The organism is Hanstruepera ponticola (assembly GCF_012931685.1).
GTDB classification, from domain to species: domain Bacteria; phylum Bacteroidota; class Bacteroidia; order Flavobacteriales; family Flavobacteriaceae; genus Hanstruepera; species Hanstruepera ponticola.
Window position 1 is genome coordinate 18663 of record NZ_JABANC010000005.1, and the last position, 18128, is coordinate 36790.

An 18128-nucleotide genomic window follows, 5' to 3' on the forward strand; every position below is an offset into this window, starting at 1 on the left:
TTATTAACACCCTAACAAAGTAAGCAACAAAAAAACAAAAATTTATCTAAAAAAAGTATTGTTTTATTAATTAAACATTTTATATTTGCACCCTCATTAGAGAAAACAAATGACCGGGTAGCTCAGTTGGTAGAGCATCTCCCTTTTAAGGAGAGGGTCCTGGGTTCGAGCCCCAGCCCGGTCACAAAAAAAAGTTAAGCGAATGCTTAACTTTTTTTATTTTTGACTTAATTATTAAGCGCACGTGGCGGAATTGGTAGACGCGCTAGCTTGAGGGGCTAGTGACCGCTTTTGGTCGTGGAAGTTCGAGTCTTCTCGTGCGCACAATTACAATGGGTATTCTGATTTCAGAAGCTCATTCAGTAAGTTTCTTACGGTGTCACTATTCCAATTGGCAGCACCATTCTTTTCGATTCTTATTTTTCCATATTTATCAATAACGTACGTTTGTGGAATGCTATTAGAACTCAAAACTTTTGGAGCTACTGTAAGTGTATTATAGTAATTCAAATTGTATTCATTATCAGACAAAAACTGCTTCACTTTATTGGCGTTTTCATTTGAAACTAAAAGGAATACAACCTCTTCATTATAATCTTGATAGAGCGCATCAATACTTGGCATTTCAGCTATACAAGGCGGGCACCAAGTAGCCCAAAAATTTAAAAACACGACCTTGCCTTTTACATCTTTAAAATTTAAAATATTACCATCTTGATCTACCAACTCCCATTGATAATCTGAAAGCTGTTTTTGCGCTGATTCTTCCGTTTTAGAAGGACTTATCATAGCAAATCCTTTTTGTATAAAAACTTGAATTGGCTGTCTGGTTTGCGGAATAATTAATAATAGAATTACTACTAGAAATATAACATTACTTAATTTTATTTTGGAAGTCTTCATAAAACAAATTGTGATTTTATTACGAAACTATACTTCTTAACTTAACAGCACAACATTAGTATTTATTATCTGCAAACTAAACTATCTTCAACGAGTAAGCCTAAAATCAAAAATAACGAAACAGGTATTTCGATAAACAGTATATTCTGATTTTATGTTTTCAATGAAAGGAACTTTATTATCCTGCACTCCTAAAAAAACACCAGCGAAAATAACTATACAGCTTTTTTTAAAATTCTAATTTCTTTTCTAGAAAATTGAAGATAATTTTCTTCTTTTAGTTCTTTAAACAAAGTATTTAAAGTAGGTCTAGATGTACCTATTAGGGACGCCATGTCCTTTTGAGTATAAGGATGCTTGATAATATGATCTCCTGTTTTATCACAATTATAACCATACTCGGTACATAATTCATCTAAAAACTCCATCAAACGTGTTTTCGTGTCCTTAAACAGTAGTAATTGTAAACGTCTTTCAAGTTTTTTGAATTTAACACCTATGAACTTATATATTTTGAAACTAAACGTTTGATTTTTCCGCATAAGGTCATGCATGGTTTCTACGCCTATCTGACAAATGGAAGTTGTATTGTCAATAGATTGAGCAAATTCATCTCGTTTAGATTCACCGAGTATTGCCTTCTCACCAAATAACTCTCCTCGGGTCAAAATTGCCATTACAACTTCACCTCCATTTTCATTATAATAACCAATTTTTACCTTCCCTTTCTCTATTAGATATATTTTATTGGCAGCGTCTTGTTCAAAGTAAATGTAATCCTTCTTCTTGTAAGCATCAAAATCATGATTACTTTTATAATCTTTAAATTTATGCGGACAAAATACTTTAAAAAGATTCACATCTTCAAAAAACCATAGTGAGTTCATTGCAATATAAATAGTTTTAACAATGGTCGGTAAACCAAAGTAAAACTTACAATGTCATTTTAAAAGAAACTTAAAAACGGAATCTAACTTACATCACTGTAGCCATAACCATAGCCATAATTATAGCCATAGCCTCGCGACTTACTAGTCCCAACACTATTTACAACATAAGCCATATTTTTTAATTTACCCGAATCATTCAACTCTTTAGAAAATTCTAACAAATTCTTTTCAGTGTAATTTGCTTTAACAATATAAACATGTGTATCAGATAAATGCGAAATTAACATAGTATCAGTCACCAAAATTGTTGGAGCCGTATCAACTATAATATAATCATATATATCTTTGGCCTCATTGATAAGATCATCAAAACGACCGTTAGTTAGTAAATGTGCAGGATTTGGAGGAATAGCACCAGACAAAAGAACATCATGTGTTTTATGATTCTTAAACCCTTTTAACAATAATGTCTTCCAATCTAAACTATAATCAAACAAATAATTTGATAAACCTTTAGCATTTTTATCTTTTGTTGAATAGGTATGAATTTGTGGATTTCTTAAATCTGCACCAATTAAAAGCACTTTTTTATTTAAACTTGATAGTGCCAAGGATAAATTAATACTGACATACGTTTTACCTTCACCTTTTATGGTAGATGTACAAAAAATAACATGCCCTTTATTATTTTCTTTTTTAGGCAATACATAACGCACATTTGAGCTTAAAATTCTGAAAGATTCAGCTAAAATAGATCGGTCATTTGGGTTCTCAAAAATTAGGTGTTCTTTATCTTTAACTTCAGGTATTTGTCCAATTATAGGTACATTCTTCACAGTTTTTTCAATATCTTTCTTATCATGAACTTTGGTATCTAACATGAAAATCAAATAAAGCACACCAAATGGCAATAATAATCCAGCCAACAATGCTGCAGCATAAATCACATTTGATTTAGGAGATATTGGGCTTGAACTTGACAGAGCATTTTCAACAACTTTTACAGAGGGCTCTGTTACTGCTAAATTAATTCCAGCTTCTTCTTGTTTTTGTAATAACAATAAGTAAAGACTTTCTTTTATTTTTTGTTGCCTATCTATCTCTCTCAATAATTTTTCCTTTTCAGGAATACTACCAACCTCACCTCTAAACTTCAAATTTCGTGCATCCAATTGTTTCCTTGAAACTTCTAGTTGATTTTTGTAAGTTCTTAAAGATTGGTTAATGTTGGATTTCAACCCCATGATTGTAGATTGTAATTGTTTAACCATTGGATTATTAATCCCTCCACTTGCACTATATTTCTCGTATTCAAATACTGCGGTATTATACTCACCAATCAACTCATTGATACTATTATTTTCTATTCCAATATTTGAAGGAAGCAAACCTCTATCATCGTCATCTCTAGTTAAGGCCTGTTCAACCAAACGCGATAGAGCTATTTGATTTTCAATTTTAAATAATTCTTCTTCGGATTGTGTTCTTTTTTGTAAACCTAATTCAGCATCGCTTGGGAGAAAAACTAAATTATTATCCTGTTTAAATTCTTTCTTCTCTATTTCAATGGTATCAAGTTCTTTGGCTAAATCAACAAATCTTTCCTCAATAAAATTGAGTGTATTTCTAAATACCTGTTGCCGGTCTTTTATTCCGTCTTGATTAAAAACACTCACCAAAGAATCAAGTACTTTTTCAGACCATTCCGTACTTTCAGATTTCATTGTTAATTTCAGTAAGTCACTTTGCTCACCAACTGGATCTATTTTTACTTTAGATTTTAATCTGAGTGTTGTGGGCTTAATTGGGGATAATCTCACAACATATTTTTTATCCTCAATTTGAGCTAAATCTTTTTTATTAAATAGGGTTATATCAAAGGGAAGTCCATGTTCTTTTCCAAAAGAATTATGATTCTCAAACACAAACTCCTTCCCATGTTTTAAATCAATAACTTCAAAATTATTTTTATTAACCAAAATTTCATATTGATAACTACCAAATATACTATCTGGCTTTATATGTTGCTCAAAATGAAAAGGCAATTGGGCAATTCTGGAAATTTGAATTTGTCCTTCTTCTTGAAAAGTAGTATTCAATTTTAACTTTCTAACTACCTGCTCAATTATTGGATAAGATGTGAGAATTTCTATTTCATTTTCAAGATTGATATTAGATCGTTTAAAAACAAAAGCTGAGGTTGGCAATTCCAATCCGTCTGACTCATCAAGAATTTTAATTTTAGTACTAGTCTCATATATTCTTGGAGAATATCTTAAATACACATAAGCAATGGTCATTGACAATGCCAGAGCAAAAACAAACCAAGGCCAATGCCTTAAATATTTCTTTATCTCATGCTTGATATCAACATGACTGTCATCTTGCTGAAAATAAGAGTTTATAGGATTGTTTTCCATTTATTATCTAGTTACAAGAATAATGACACTTAAAATAACCGATGTTAACCCTAATAAAGTTCCAATATCACCCACATATCCTGCCGAAGTAACTTTTGGAGGGTTTTGATTAACAACAATAACATCATTGGGTTTAACAAAGTAAAAAGGGCTTTCTAACCAACTTGATGATGTTAAATCTAAATGTGTCACTTTACGTACTCCATCAACCTCTCTCATGACCAAAACATCATCTCTTTTCCCTCTTATGGTCAAGTCGCCTGCAAAACCTATGGCTTGAAGCAAAGTAATACTTTCTTCCGTAAACGAATAAGTTCCTGGATTATTGACTTCACCAAGCACCGTAACCTTTGCGTTTAAAATACGAATGGTTACAGATGGTTGTACCAAGTGTCCTTCATCTGTTAGTTTTTTTCTAATATGCTCTTCTAATTGCGCTGTAGTCATTCCCTCAACAGAAATGGTACCAAGATTTGGGAAATCAATTGTCTTATCTTTTGAAACTAAATAACCTTCTAGCTTCATGATTTCAAGAGAATTTTGACGCATGTCTCCTTGAAAATTTCTATTGTAGGGTTTAGCTGTTTCAGGTACTAAAGCACCAACGGATATTTTTAAAATATCATTAGGTTGAATTGTAATATCTTGATATGATACAGGACTATTATTATAGTCATCAACATCTTGAAGATAAAATATTTCTTTTTTAGAAACACAGGAGCTTAAAAAAAAAGTAACTAGAATTACAGATAAAAAAATTCTCATAAAGAAAGCGTTCCATTATAAAGACAAATATAGTAGCAATTGTTACAACTACAAAAGCAATTGTGCTTTAAATGGTCTTCTTATTAAGTGAAGGTTTAGCTTTTAAAATTTCAATTTTTAATAGTTTTTTTTTGGCTAAAAACGGAATTGTATACAATAACGAACCATAAATTAAAAGCGCAATAATCTGTGTATTTAAATTCAATTTAATTAAATTAATTGCTATGGCAAAAACACATAAATTAATTGAAACTATTATAAAAGTTGTGGCTTTGTGGCTGAATCCTGCTTTTAAAAAAAGATGATGGATGTGATTTCTATCAGGCATAAATGGATTTGTCTTCAATTTAAAAACTCTGATTATAACTACCCTTAATGTATCAATAAGCGGATAAAATAAAATAGCCAAAGCTATGGCAGGAGATGTTTTATGAATTACTGATGATTCATTAAGTTGAGCATTGTTGATAAAACTGACTACAAAAAAGGCAATTAAAAATCCAATAATCATTGATCCAGTGTCTCCCATAAAAAGCTTATTCTTTTTGGAGAAATTCAATCTTAAGAATGCTATTAATGAACCCATAACGGCAATAGCTAATGTAGCTAAACTGTAATTTTCACTATTAATAAAAATAAATAATAAAATACCACTAGCACCAAGCGCCACAGTACCAGCCAATCCATCAACACCATCTATCAAATTGTATGCGTTAATTATTAAAATATAAACAAACAATGTAAAGCTGATAGACACCCAGTATGGTAAAGTCTGAATATCAAGAATGTTTGAGAAGCTTATAATTCTGTTGTCAGTAAAAACGATAACAAGTAAAGCAGCGAGAAGTTGACCTATGAATTTTTTTCGTGGTGAAAGAACTGTTAAATCATCTTTTAAACCTAGAAAAAAAAGAATTGTCAGTGATCCCATAACCAGTAATAAAGTACTAGAATGTAATATCGCACCCGTAATAGTGATTACTAAAGCCATGCTAATATAAATACCAATGCCACCAAGTGTTGGGACACTTTTTGTGTGTGCGCTTCTGCTTCCAGGAACATCAACCAACCCTTTTTTTTGTGCTACATATAATATGGTTGGGAAAGTAGTGTAAGCTATATAAAATGCTAAAACCCCTGCAAAAAGCAGCCATGGAAACAAGTAATCTCCAGGGTTGAATGAGTCAAGTAATTCTTTTAACATATTTACATCAGAATAATTATAATGCAAATATCGTTAATATCTTCGATTATGTTGTGCTGTTTTCGATAACTTATTGTCTTTTTTACAATTTCTTAAACTACATCAATTCAAATTCAATAAGTGTTTTATTATCCTTTCTGCTGTGTGTCCATCCCATAACGGAATGCCTTTTGATTGCTTCCAGTTTCCAGAAAATAGTTTATTTAAATATGGAGCAATATTACTTGGATTTGTTCCTACCAACTCATTAGTGCCTAAAGTTATGGTTTCTGGTCTTTCTGTGTTATCTCTCAAGGTCATACAGGGTACATTCATAATTGATGCTTCTTCTGTTATTCCTCCTGAATCAGTAATGACTGCTTTAGCATTTTTAACCAAGAAATTAAATTCTAGATAGCTTAACGGACTGACTGTATGTAATCGATTATGACTAATATCTAATCCTTCAAGAATCTTCGCTGTTCTGGGATGAACAGGAAACACAATTGGCATGTTGCCAGAATGTTTCATAATCTCACTAATCATTTCTTTTAGTTGGTTTTCTTCATCAACATTTGCAGGGCGATGCAAAGTCATTACAATGTATTCTTTTGTTTTCAATGACAATTCATTCCATACTAAAGGCTTCTTAAAATTTGGCATTTGTTTCAAAAGAGTATCAATCATGGTATTACCAACAAAAAATATTTGTTCATCCTTTACACCACTTTTCTTTAGGTAATCATTCGCAGTCTCTGAAGTTGTAAAAAAATAATTTGATATACTATCTGTTACCAATCGATTGATTTCTTCAGGCATTGTCCAGTCATTTGAACGAATACCTCCTTCTACATGAGCAACTTCTGTGTGCAACTTTTGAGCTACTAAAGCGCATGCCATGGTTGAAGTTACATCGCCAACTACCAAAACCAAATCTGTTGGATTTGCAAGTAACTCCTTTTCAAATGCTATCAAAATGTTAGCTGTCTGTACTGCCTGACTTCCACCACTACATTCTAAATTAACATGAGGTTCAGGAATTTGAAGTTGTTCAAAAAAATCACCTGACATATTTTTGTCATAATGCTGACCCGTATGTACTAATCTGTAATCAATTGCATTACCTCTGTTTTTAGCGTTTTCTATTTCATGGATAATAGGTGCTATCTTCATAAAATTAGGCCTAGCACCAGCAATGATTGTAATATTGTACATATGTTTTAGATAGGTTTAGTACTTATTTAGATGCAAATTAACAAAGAATTTAACCAAATGTATTTGTCTTTTTATTCTTGATGGTTGATTAATCAATCTATAGGTCCATTCCAAATTGTTTTTAACCCACCAATCTGGTGCTCGTTTAACGTGTCCGGTATAAACATCAAAACTTCCTCCAAGACCTTGATAAACTGCTGGATGTTTTTTTTGGATGCGCTCCATTAACAATTCCTGTTTAGGCGAACCCATGGCTACAAAAACAATGTCGGGTTTGAGCTTTACTATGTCCGCTATTAACTCATCTTCTTCTGCTTCAGTTTTTAGATAACCATTTCTATAATTACAGATGTTGATTCCAGGAAAATCTCGCTTTATTTTTGCAATAGTATCTTCAATAACATCTTGTTTACCACCAACAAGATAAAAGGATTTATCCTTATAAAATTCTTGAATTAAATCTAGCCATAGTTCGCAACCTGGAATTTTCACAACCTCTTTATGGCCTTTTTTATGTAATGCCCAAACGGCTCCAATACCATCCGGATAACCAAGATTTCTATTAATTAGTTCACGAGTTTCATCTGTGGCATGCAAAATTTTTTCAGCATTAACTGCAATCATAATTTTTTTATGAGCCATTGCATATTGCATCAATTCCTTTCGAGAATTGGGAGCAAAAGTTTTTACACCATTCAGAGTTTCGGTAATCATTTGATATCAGAAATCATTTCTAAATTATAATGAGCCATCGCATTAAACATAAAAGCATTACTCCATCGCATATACGATATTTTGGAGCTCATTCCTTTTTTTAATTGGTAGTAAAAATAGCCTTTTTTGTGCTGCATATTTTCAATAGTCCAATTTAAAACCTTTTCTAAAAGATTATAATTATCCTGAAAAACACCTAATTTAGAACAAGTTACTATTATTTGTGCTGGACAGTGAATATCAATGGGGTATGTTTTATTATGATAATACTTTGGCATTCCGTTTTCTTCAAAAAAATTAGCGGTATAATAGTCCATCCCTTTATCAATAAATTTCTGAAAGGATGCATCACCCGTATTTTGCTGATATGTTTTTATAGCATCCAAGTTGAAACCTGTATGAAAACTATCTATCCATGACTGAATAGGCAATAACCCATAAATCCAAGAACCATCTTTGTTTTGTAAATCACAAGCAGTTGAAACTGCCTCTCTAGCCAGTGTTAAATGCTTTTCGTTTTTAGTGTATTTATAAGAATAACTCAAAATTTTAGCACCTAAAAGAGAGGCATTGATTACTGTATTATTACCGTCTTGAACACTATATGAGAATAGAAATCCATTGCCTTTTGGTGTTCTAGATAAATCGTTAATCACGAATTCAGCTGCTGTCAAAGTTTCTTTCAGTACAGCTTCATTTTTAGTTATTTCAAAACTCTTTAAAAGTGCCTCAACACAAAAGGCAGTAGCAACAACAGTAGGCGTGTTTTTTTTAAATAGGAATAATCTTCTGGCTTGCCAATCAAAATTATAGCCCCAACATGCGCCTGAATAGCCTTCAGATTTCATATCTAAAAGCAACAGTGTTAAACTGTTAATCTGATTTAGAATAGTGTCTGGGCTACCAAATGTTTTATCACCATTTAATGAAGCTTCATACAACTTACAATACCCAAGTAAAAATAGTGCCACACCTTTGGCGTTGTGCTCTTTAGGTACTAATAGCAATTTTCTGAAATTAATTGGACTTCTTTTAAAACCTTGAATCCAAGCTAAACGTGCCAAATCCCAATGCTTCAATGGTAATACCTGAAACACTTTAGAGTTAAGACCATCATAAGGATCCCAGCCTTTAAAGTTTTCTGCTTCACAATAGGCTTTCAATTTTAAAAAACTTTCTTGAAATTTAGATGTCAACCTGCTCTCCTCCACGTTTTATAGATTCAATAATTCCGAAACAAGTTTTAGTTACAGCAACTACTTCGCTAAAAGGAATTGGCGCTTTTCCATCCTTAATTAAACCATTGATAAAGGACTCTACCATCTCCTTTTGACCTTTATTTTGATTAAATAATTTTTTCTTTTTAGGCTTACCTTTTCCATACAATTTCAATTCTTTAAAATCATTAAGAACACCTGAAAAGCCAGCTGAAAACACTTCAATATATTCTTTAGATAATGATTTTGAACCATTTGAATAATAAGCAATTACTCCTGTAGAACCATTTTCAAATTGAAGCAATACATTAAGCGTATCATTTAACTGGTTGGCATCTGGTATGGCCGTTGCCGAAACCTTGATTGGTAAACTTCCGTTAATATAAGTTAGGTAGTCTACAAAGTGACAAACCTCACCATGAATACGACCACCACCTATTTCCGTATCCTGTATCCAATTATCTTTAGGTATAGCTCCTGCATTAATTCGGTAAATCATGGATACGGGATTATTACCCAAAGATTTCTTAAGCTTTTCTGTAAGCGGTGAAAAGCGACGGTTAAAACCAATCATAACGGATTTATCAGAAGCTTCTTTCAATTCAATAATCTTTTCCAATTCCTCTTCTTTTAGGCACAAAGGTTTTTCAACGAATACATGCTTATTAGCTTGTAAGGATTTTATAACATAAGGCCCATGTGAATCATGGCGTGTAGCAATAAAAACTGTATTGGTTTTATCGTTTAAAACATCTGCTTCCTCACTGGCGCAAAACTGAAATTTAAATTTTTCAGCAACGCGTTTTGAAGTCGTACCCGAATTGGTTAAAACTCCAACCCTTCCAACAATGGAATCGTCTGGAATATTTGGTAATAAATTCCCTTGAGCATAACTTCCGGCACCAATAAAGGAAATATTGACTTTTCCTAAAGCTTGAGAATCCGAAGTCTTTATAGTATGCTTTGATGGTTCTTTAGTAATATCATACTTTAAGGCAATACCAGTAAAAGGTTCAGATTTATCAACTACCAAGTCAAAAGCTTGTTTGGCGTTATCAAAATCAAATTCGTGCGTGGTTAAATAATCAATATTAATTTTATTCGCTACCAGAAGTGATTGAAATGCTTCCATATTGCGTTTTTCAGTCCACCTGACATACGCAACAGGATAATCGATACCTTTTTCTTCATAATTTAAATCGTAACGTCCTGGCCCATAAGAACAGGCCATTTTCAGTTCCAATTCTTTACGATACCAGAATGGATCGCGATCAAATCCAGTTGGCACAGCACCTAAAACAACTACTTTGCCTTTTTTACGCGCTATAGCACCAGCAAAATTTATGGGATCCATACTTGAGGTAGCAGCAGCAATAATTACGGCATCTGCTCCTATACCATTAGTAGCGTTTAAAATTTGTTCTTCAATACCATGAGCGTTTCGGATTAATCCGACATCAACAGCACCAAATGCAATAGCTTGTTTAACGGCAGATTCAGCGACATCAACGCCAATTACTGTGACACCTGAAGCCTTCAAAATTAATGCTGCTAATTGACCTAATAATCCTAAACCAATAACGACACAAGATTCCCCAAGACGCAAATCTGCTTGGCGCACACCTTGCATAGAAATGGCTCCTAAAGTATTATATGCAGCATTTTTTAAATCAGCTGAAGGTTGCAACTTCACACACAAATTTACAGGCACTGAAACAATTTCAGCATGGTTGGCATAACCTGCACCAGCACACGCTACTCTATCACCTATTTCAAATCCGGTAACACCTTCGCCCACCTCAATAACTTCACCAGCACAGCTGTATCCTAAAGGTGAGTAGGCATCCAATTTCTTCATAACGGCTCGATAAGTTTGAATAGGTCCTTGCTTTACGAAAGTATCAATAACTTGTTTAACTTGTTGCGGTCGTTCTTTAGCTTTGCCTAACAAGCTTTTTCTGGCAGCTTGCACTGTAGATCCTTCTGTTCCTGCACTTATTATTGAATAGTGGTTTTTAACAATGACCATTCCTTTTCCTAATTGTGGATAAGGTACTTCTTGAATAACCATATCACCAGAACCAAGCTTTTGTGTGAGTTGTTGCATTTAAATTTTCTTAATAAATAAATCGTTTCTTAATAATAATAGCCCAATAAATCCCCATACCAAAATATTATAATAGTAATAAACACCTGGAACCAGCCCTATACAATCAATCATATACATTCCGAAGAACATGAGGGCGAACACCCGAACGTTTTTATGAATTTTAAAAACTTTTTTTAGCATTGAGAATACAAAAGTAACCAATAATATCAAGCCTATTATACCGTTTGCAAGTAAAACCCTTAAAAATTCATTATGAACTGGTCTCACTAAACCGTCTCCCATCCATTGAAAAAAAACAGTCTGCCTCGTGGTCCAAAATTCCCAGGCACCTTCCCAAATATAACCTCTTCCTGCCAAGGTATAACGTGCATCTTTTACCTCACCTGAATCATACCCTATTTCCTTGCTGAACAATTGCTCTAAATTATCATAAAAGGTATCGCCAAATACTAGAAAAATTACTGACATACCTATAACCAAAGAGAAACCTTGGCTTAATTTTGATTTGGAAAACAATAACAATAAAACAATCCATAGACCAATTATTCCAACAGCTGCTTTACTAAAAACCAAGTAAATTGAGAAAAAGGCTCCCATACTAATTAAAACCATAAAGATTTTCAGAAATAGAGAATTCTTTTTGAAAATTGTAGTATGAATCAGTACAGCCATTAAAGTCATCAATCCGTAAAAACGTACAGGAAATGCGTCATGGTAAAACCCTACATAACGTATCAATCCTACGGTTTCTCTTTGCTGAAATATTACGCCAGTTTGAAACTGATAAATACTCACCAATATTGGAAATATCCCACATATCATTATCGCCAACAATAGCTTTTTAAGTCTGGCTTGATCGGTAACCACCATGGGGATCAAAAAAAAACCTAAATAAGCATTAACACTTAAAAAAACATGCTCTATTGCTCCAAACGGTTTTTCAATAAAACCCCATACCAATCCAAAAGCCATGGCTAAAAAATAAATATTTGCTAACCGTAACCAACTTGTAGGAAATTGTTTTCTCTTTTTTAAAACATCAAAAAATAAAACTGGAACCAACACTCCTTGAAGAGATAAAATTGATAGTGGCCCCACTTTAAATTCCCAAAATGCGTCAATTATTGATTTTGTTGCAGCAATTATGATTAGAGCTGCAAAAACACCCTTCTGAAGTCTCACAATTACAATTGTGATTAAAATAAGAAGCGCTATTAATATCATTCTACGGATTTGTGCTTTTTAGGCAATGACTTATATGGCTTTGGTATTTCTTTTAGAATTTTAATTGGGTTGCCAGCCGCAACAACACCTTCAGGAATATCCTTATTAACTACGGATCCAGCTCCAATTATAGCATGATTTCCAATAGTGACATTTCGCATAACAACGGTATTTACACCTATAAACACATGATCTCCAATAGTAACGTATCCTGTTCCTGTATCTTCATCATTAAGTACATGTGCAGCACCATCGTGAGATAAAATATAACAACCATGAGTAATTAAACAATTGTCACCAATAATTACTTTGCCTCGCCTAACATCAATTTTAGCACCTAAACTAATCATAGTGTTTTTGCCAATTTGAGCACCTGAAGCCCTTAAAAATGACATGTGGAAAAACCGAAGTAAGTTACCCAATAGATGTATCATTTTTCTAATAAATGTCTTCATTACGCTAATACCTTTAAAATAATTGCTTTAAAATCTTCTGAAATAGTATCGATTGAAAATCGTGATACTACATGCGATCTATTGGTCAAACCAATCTTTATCCGTGTCACTTCATCTTGAAGCATTGTTTTTAAAGCATTTTTTAAACCGTCCAATTCACCTGGCACAAACGAATAACCGTGCACTGTATTTTCAAAAACTTCACGATGTGCACCCACAGGCGTAAATACGGCTGGTTTACCAATTGCCATTGCCTCCAATAATGACCTAGAGAAGCCTTCAGAATAGGATGCCGTTAAAAAAATATCAGATGACTGTAAATGCTCCATTTTATTATTTCCGCTTATAATTCCTAAATTGATGTAATTATCCTTAAATTCTGAATTTAATATCGTATTTTCAACTTCAAAAGGATCCTCATAAGCTATTTTTTCTCCCGTAAACTGATTATAAAATACACCGCGTTCGCCTTTTCTAATATTTCCCGCAAAGTAAAATTTAGCAAACGGAAAATCACTACAAATGTCAGGAATTATCTTCAATATATCAGTATAACCTTTGGCCTTTGTCATGTGGCCCATCACTAGAATTTTTCCTTTTTCAATTGGTATTTCAGAATTTGGCGAAAACTCTTCAATGTCCATGGCCTGATAAAGTACAGCCATTTTATTTAGAGGAATATATGGTGCGAACTGGTCTTTTAAATATGCTGCTTGAACAATACCACAGTCTACTTTTTTTAGACTAAATCCGACAACTCTTTTTACAATACTATTAAATTCTTTGAAGTTTAATTTAAAATGACTTCCTCTTAAATGAATAATAACTTTAGCACCAAATAGCTTACTTAACAAAATAGTCCAAACATCCCTTCCTAACCAACCTATTTGAGTTGGTGTAATGGGGTAATAAACACAATTAGGATTTTTTGAAATGAGTAATTTCAATAGTTTTGAAAAGAATATAAAGAAATTAGAAAGCATGGATAAATCTAACTTTCCTTTTTTGGTATTATCTTTTCTAAAGTTGGTTTTTAAGAACTGTATATCGAATTCAGAATTTAATGATTCTGATTCCAAGAATTGTTGCATACTTAATTCAGGACCTGAATATGGTGGTGGTGTTGGGCCTATAAATAGTATTTTTGGCTTTTTAGTCATACTGAAGACTTAACTTAAATTGATTAACCCAGTTTTTTACAGCTAAATATTCACCTTTTACTTTAGCGTTTTCACAAAACCCTTCTAACATGTTTCTATTTAGTAGTAGTTTTTTTAAGATCGAAATGTTAGTATTTATGTCATCGTCTAAAACGTAACCGTTAATACCTGAATCAATATAATCCAATTCTGGGGCATGGCTTGGCCCATTGAGCGTAATATAAGGTCGTCCATACGCAAAAGCATGATTAATTGACAGCCCTGAATGTCCTGGAATAAACACTAAAGTTGTTTTTTTCATAATTGGTGCTATATCTACCTCATTGACTAATGTACCATGCCATGTAATATCCAAATCCGTTTCAGCTGCTTTTTTTATGAGAGAATTTTCTGGGCCATCACCAATAATATCCAAAGTAAGGTTTGGGATATGACTCTTTAACTCCTTGTAGTAAGACATTAAATCTTGAATGCGTTTTGTAGCAATCAACCTTCCTATAAAAAGAATATTAGGTTTATTTTCTGGTGGAAGTTGAAAAATATAATTTTCATCAATTTCATTGGTGTCAATCGTATTATTAGCCCAAAAAGCTTTTGAAGGTTCAATCAAATTATTCTGTAGAGCCCATTTACAACTCTGTTCTGTATAGAAAACAACCCTATCCAATTTTCTATAATAAAATTTAGTCAGAAGTCTATCTAGGTATGAAATCTTACCATTTCCAGACTTTAATATTGGATGGTTGTAAGAAAATAACTTTGTTTTTGAAGATTTTGATTTTAATAAATTAGCATAGAGAAATAATAACAAATTTTTCTTTTCAGCAGGAATCAATATCCAATCATATTTATTAAAATATACTTTCAAAGATTCTCTCACCAATTTAGATGTGCCAAATTTTTTTTTTAGTACATTTAATTTTTTGTGTTGAAATACCCAATCCTCATCAATTTGGGCGTCTCCCATTGCCTCCCTTCCGGCTCCTGAAAGTATAGTTAAATCTATATCAACTTCTTTTGCTAAATGATTTAAAAAACGTGCCTTATAATGATTAAGGTTTGGTGATAGCCATAATATTTTTAATGTGGTATTTGTACTGCGGCTATTCATCACTTTAACATATTTGTTTTCCAGATATGAAATGGTATTAAACGCTCGGCATCTATAGATTTATCAGGAACAGCATTAACTAAATATTGGTATGAGTCACTTTCCTTAATCTGTTGAACTTGTTCGTTTATAAAGCTTTTTCCTACTTCAGAGTTTTTTAAATAACTAAATGAATTCTGAAGTCCAATTTTTGATAAATTCCAATAACCATCATCTATTTTCAATTTTGCTGCTTTCCTTAAAACCATTTTCGTTGTTCTACCATTAAGCTTTTGACTTACTGGAATCTCCAATGCCAATTTAACCAATTTATCCGACCAAAATTGCGGATTAGACACAATATTGTGCTTCAATTGTAACTCATAGGGTGTGTGAAAGAAAAACGTAGGTGTATAATACACACTAAAAAAAGAGAAGAACAGCCACTTATCCTTTTCGCTTGAAAAAGCCTTTAACTCTTCAGGTATAGCAATATCATTCAGGAGTTTTTCAAATTCATAATCATAAATTAACTCATTTGGTAATTTGCGCTCTCCATAAAAAGGAAAATTGTTGTTGAATTTTAGGAAATAGAATCTCAATTTACTTCCTATGGGATGCCGAACCAATTTCAACATTTTAGCGAGTAACTTATGGACATTTACGTTTTTGGCTGTTGCATATAAATTCAAAATTTTCTTGAGTTGCAAGTATTTATTCATACCAAGAAACAAACGGTCTGCTCCATCGCCATCAAACATAATATCTACGCCATCTTGATGTGCTTCTTTATATATGAAATTTAAGATAGAATTATTAAAACCAATAGGAAAACTAGAATGCTGACTAACTTCAAGATAATTGGATATAATATCTTCTGGGCTTAAAATGATTTTTTTAGTCGTAAAATTTAAGCGGTTTGATAGATAATCAACACGATCAAATTCATTATAGTCATTTTTAAAACCCAACGTATAAGCTCTAAAAGTCTTTCCACATTCATGAATTTTTTGAGCTAAATATCCAGAGTCTACACCACCACTTAAAGCAATTCCAATATTTTTATTACTTGCTAAAACGTTTTTTGTAGAATCAAACAAATAATTGTCAAGCGTTTGAATATTTGTATCAATAGTTGCCGTATTAGAGGTTAAATTTTTATAAAACTCAAAATAACTTCGCACGGTTAATTGATCATTTTTTAGAATAAGCTGCTTCCCTCCAGCTAATGATTTTAAACCATTTATTAATGTATGATCAAAGGATGTAAATCCGAAATTGTAATGAAACAGTAATCCTTCATTGTTAATTTCAAAGCTTTTCATCCCAGTTGCTTTTAACAACAACTCCAAAGAACTAGAAAAATAAAAGGTTCCATTTTTACTCAAATAGAACAAAGGAATTTTGGAATAATGATCCGTGTAGATCTCTATAACCTTTTCATGAAAATCTACGCAAACAAATTTATGATCGGCATCTTTTGGCTTAAATTTATCTAATTCAAAATCTTCCTTTAATTTAAGTCCACCAGTCCATAAAAACCTATTTTTTGAAACAAAATACTTAACCTGATTTTCAGTTTCACCATGAGTGACAAATAATTTAAAAAACGAACTATTTATAGTTTCTTTTAGATTTACTTCAGCTGTAGGATACTTTTCAACACCTAAACCAACAATTCCTAAAAAACCTGGGATTATCTGTTCTTTACTATTCATTATACTGCTTCAAATAATTCAAAATACACCTTACTATAGTTTTCTGCCATATGATTTAATGTATATTTTTGTGTGTAAAGGTTTTTTAACTCCATTTCAATAATCTCCTTTTTTTCAGGATGCTCCTTCCAATATAATACTGCTTCAGCCATTTCGCTAACATTATTTACAAGTAGTCGTGAAAATTGATTTTCAAATATTTCAGTAGGTCCACCCGAATCATGATATGATAATACCAAGGTTTGACTCATCATGGCTTCCAAAACAACTAAACCGAAAGGCTCCATATCAGTAGTCATAAGATATATATCTGAAGAGGCTATAAGATCATAAGCATCTTTACGATAACCTAAAAAGAAAACAGTTTTGTTTAATAGATTTCCTGCTTGTTTTTTAAGATTTTCCATTTCATTACCATCACCAATTATTTGCAATTTAATTGATGTGTCTTTGTATAATTCATGCATTAATTCAATAGCCAAATGAACTCTTTTTTTTGGTATTAGGCGTGCAGCGATGGTTAAAATGAATTTTTCGTTTTTTATAATGTTTGGCTCATGATATTTCAATCCGTTATAAATAACAATCTGACTTTTGTTTTTTATGTCTAAATCTTTTTGAATCCATTTTGAAATAAAAATAACTTTATCCACAAACTTTTCTAAAAAGTTTTTACCAACAATTCGTTTTTGAATTAAATGTTTGAAATTGGATTTAATATTTGCTTTTTGCAACGTACCATGTTCAGTGTAGACTATTTTTTTATTAGAAAACATAGCCGCCAATTGAATAAATGTAAATGGTCCATGAAAATGAATGATATCATAATCCTTAAATAGTGATAGAACTTTTTTAAATTTTAGTATAGGATTTTGATTATTAAATTTAATAATATTTACGTTTTGAGGCAATGACTCTGAAAGCAAATCTATAGTTTTGGTTGCCAATATATGGTTCTCAACAGTACCCATTGCATTTAACGATGAGGTTAATTCCAATGTTAGTTTTTGAATACCACCATAGGATTGTAAATTAACTATATGAATGATTTTTGGCTTCAACAC

At 32.2% G+C, this 18128-nt stretch carries 15 protein-coding genes and 2 tRNA genes; 2 read left to right on the top strand and 15 right to left on the bottom strand.

Annotated features, from left to right (window positions below):
• Nucleotides 1–111: 111 nt before the first annotated feature.
• Together HGK31_RS11690 and HGK31_RS11695 are read left to right on the top strand one after the other, a co-directional pair.
• Nucleotides 112–184: transfer RNA gene (locus tag HGK31_RS11690), tRNA-Lys, on the top strand.
• Between the two features lie 54 nt (nt 185–238).
• Nucleotides 239–324 (top strand) — tRNA-Leu (locus HGK31_RS11695).
• A 3-nt stretch (nt 325–327) separates the two neighbouring features.
• On the opposite strand, the gene HGK31_RS11700 is transcribed toward HGK31_RS11695, so the two are convergent.
• The 15 genes from HGK31_RS11700 to HGK31_RS11770 all read right to left on the bottom strand — a co-directional run bounded on the left by HGK31_RS11700 (nt 328) and on the right by HGK31_RS11770 (nt 18128).
• The gene (locus HGK31_RS11700) at nt 328–903 is read right to left on the bottom strand and encodes a TlpA family protein disulfide reductase (protein ID WP_191860151.1); all 576 of its coding nucleotides are present in this window, start codon (nt 901–903) and stop codon (nt 328–330) included.
• A 215-nt stretch (nt 904–1118) separates the two neighbouring features.
• A complete protein-coding gene (locus HGK31_RS11705; RefSeq protein ID WP_191860153.1) occupies nt 1119–1790 on the bottom strand; it encodes a Crp/Fnr family transcriptional regulator in 672 nt (223 codons plus the stop codon).
• Between the two features lie 83 nt (nt 1791–1873).
• On the bottom strand, nt 1874–4213 hold the full coding sequence (locus HGK31_RS11710; RefSeq protein WP_191860156.1) for a GumC family protein: 2340 nt from the start codon (nt 4211–4213) through the stop codon (nt 1874–1876).
• A 3-nt stretch (nt 4214–4216) separates the two neighbouring features.
• A complete protein-coding gene (locus HGK31_RS11715) occupies nt 4217–4978 on the bottom strand; it encodes a polysaccharide biosynthesis/export family protein (protein WP_191860158.1) in 762 nt (253 codons plus the stop codon).
• Between the two features lie 67 nt (nt 4979–5045).
• Nucleotides 5046–6182 (bottom strand): glycosyltransferase family 4 protein, encoded by a 1137-nt coding sequence (locus tag HGK31_RS11720; RefSeq protein ID WP_191860160.1) that lies wholly within the window; start codon nt 6180–6182, stop codon nt 5046–5048.
• 102 nt (nt 6183–6284) lie between these two features.
• Complete coding sequence (gene wecB / locus HGK31_RS11725) at nt 6285–7376, bottom strand: non-hydrolyzing UDP-N-acetylglucosamine 2-epimerase (protein WP_191860162.1); 1092 nt, start codon at nt 7374–7376, stop codon at nt 6285–6287.
• A 15-nt stretch (nt 7377–7391) separates the two neighbouring features.
• On the bottom strand, nt 7392–8090 hold the full coding sequence (locus HGK31_RS11730; protein WP_191860164.1) for a WecB/TagA/CpsF family glycosyltransferase: 699 nt from the start codon (nt 8088–8090) through the stop codon (nt 7392–7394).
• Nucleotides 8087–9301, bottom strand: a complete 1215-nt coding sequence (locus HGK31_RS11735; RefSeq protein ID WP_317169739.1) for a delta-aminolevulinic acid dehydratase — start codon at nt 9299–9301, stop codon at nt 8087–8089. The genes HGK31_RS11730 and HGK31_RS11735 overlap by 4 nt, the downstream gene beginning before the upstream one ends.
• Nucleotides 9276–11414 (bottom strand): bi-domain-containing oxidoreductase, encoded by a 2139-nt coding sequence (locus HGK31_RS11740; protein WP_191860166.1) that lies wholly within the window; start codon nt 11412–11414, stop codon nt 9276–9278. The genes HGK31_RS11735 and HGK31_RS11740 overlap by 26 nt, the downstream gene beginning before the upstream one ends.
• Complete coding sequence (locus tag HGK31_RS11745) at nt 11415–12599, bottom strand: O-antigen ligase family protein (RefSeq protein ID WP_191860168.1); 1185 nt, start codon at nt 12597–12599, stop codon at nt 11415–11417.
• A 38-nt stretch (nt 12600–12637) separates the two neighbouring features.
• Nucleotides 12638–13096 carry an acyltransferase gene (locus tag HGK31_RS11750; protein ID WP_223115341.1) on the bottom strand — a complete coding sequence of 153 codons (459 nt, stop codon included), beginning with the start codon at nt 13094–13096 and terminating at the stop codon, nt 12638–12640.
• Entirely contained in the window at nt 13096–14256 is a 1161-nt protein-coding gene (locus HGK31_RS11755; RefSeq protein WP_191860170.1) for a glycosyltransferase family 4 protein, read from the bottom strand. The genes HGK31_RS11750 and HGK31_RS11755 overlap by 1 nt, the downstream gene beginning before the upstream one ends.
• On the bottom strand, nt 14249–15367 hold the full coding sequence (locus HGK31_RS11760; RefSeq protein WP_191860172.1) for a glycosyltransferase family 4 protein: 1119 nt from the start codon (nt 15365–15367) through the stop codon (nt 14249–14251). Before HGK31_RS11760 ends, HGK31_RS11755 begins: the two co-directional genes overlap by 8 nt.
• A complete protein-coding gene (locus HGK31_RS11765; protein WP_191860174.1) occupies nt 15367–17064 on the bottom strand; it encodes an asparagine synthetase B family protein in 1698 nt (565 codons plus the stop codon). Before HGK31_RS11765 ends, HGK31_RS11760 begins: the two co-directional genes overlap by 1 nt.
• On the bottom strand, nt 17064–18128 hold the full coding sequence (locus tag HGK31_RS11770) for a glycosyltransferase family 4 protein (protein WP_191860176.1): 1065 nt from the start codon (nt 18126–18128) through the stop codon (nt 17064–17066). The genes HGK31_RS11765 and HGK31_RS11770 overlap by 1 nt, the downstream gene beginning before the upstream one ends.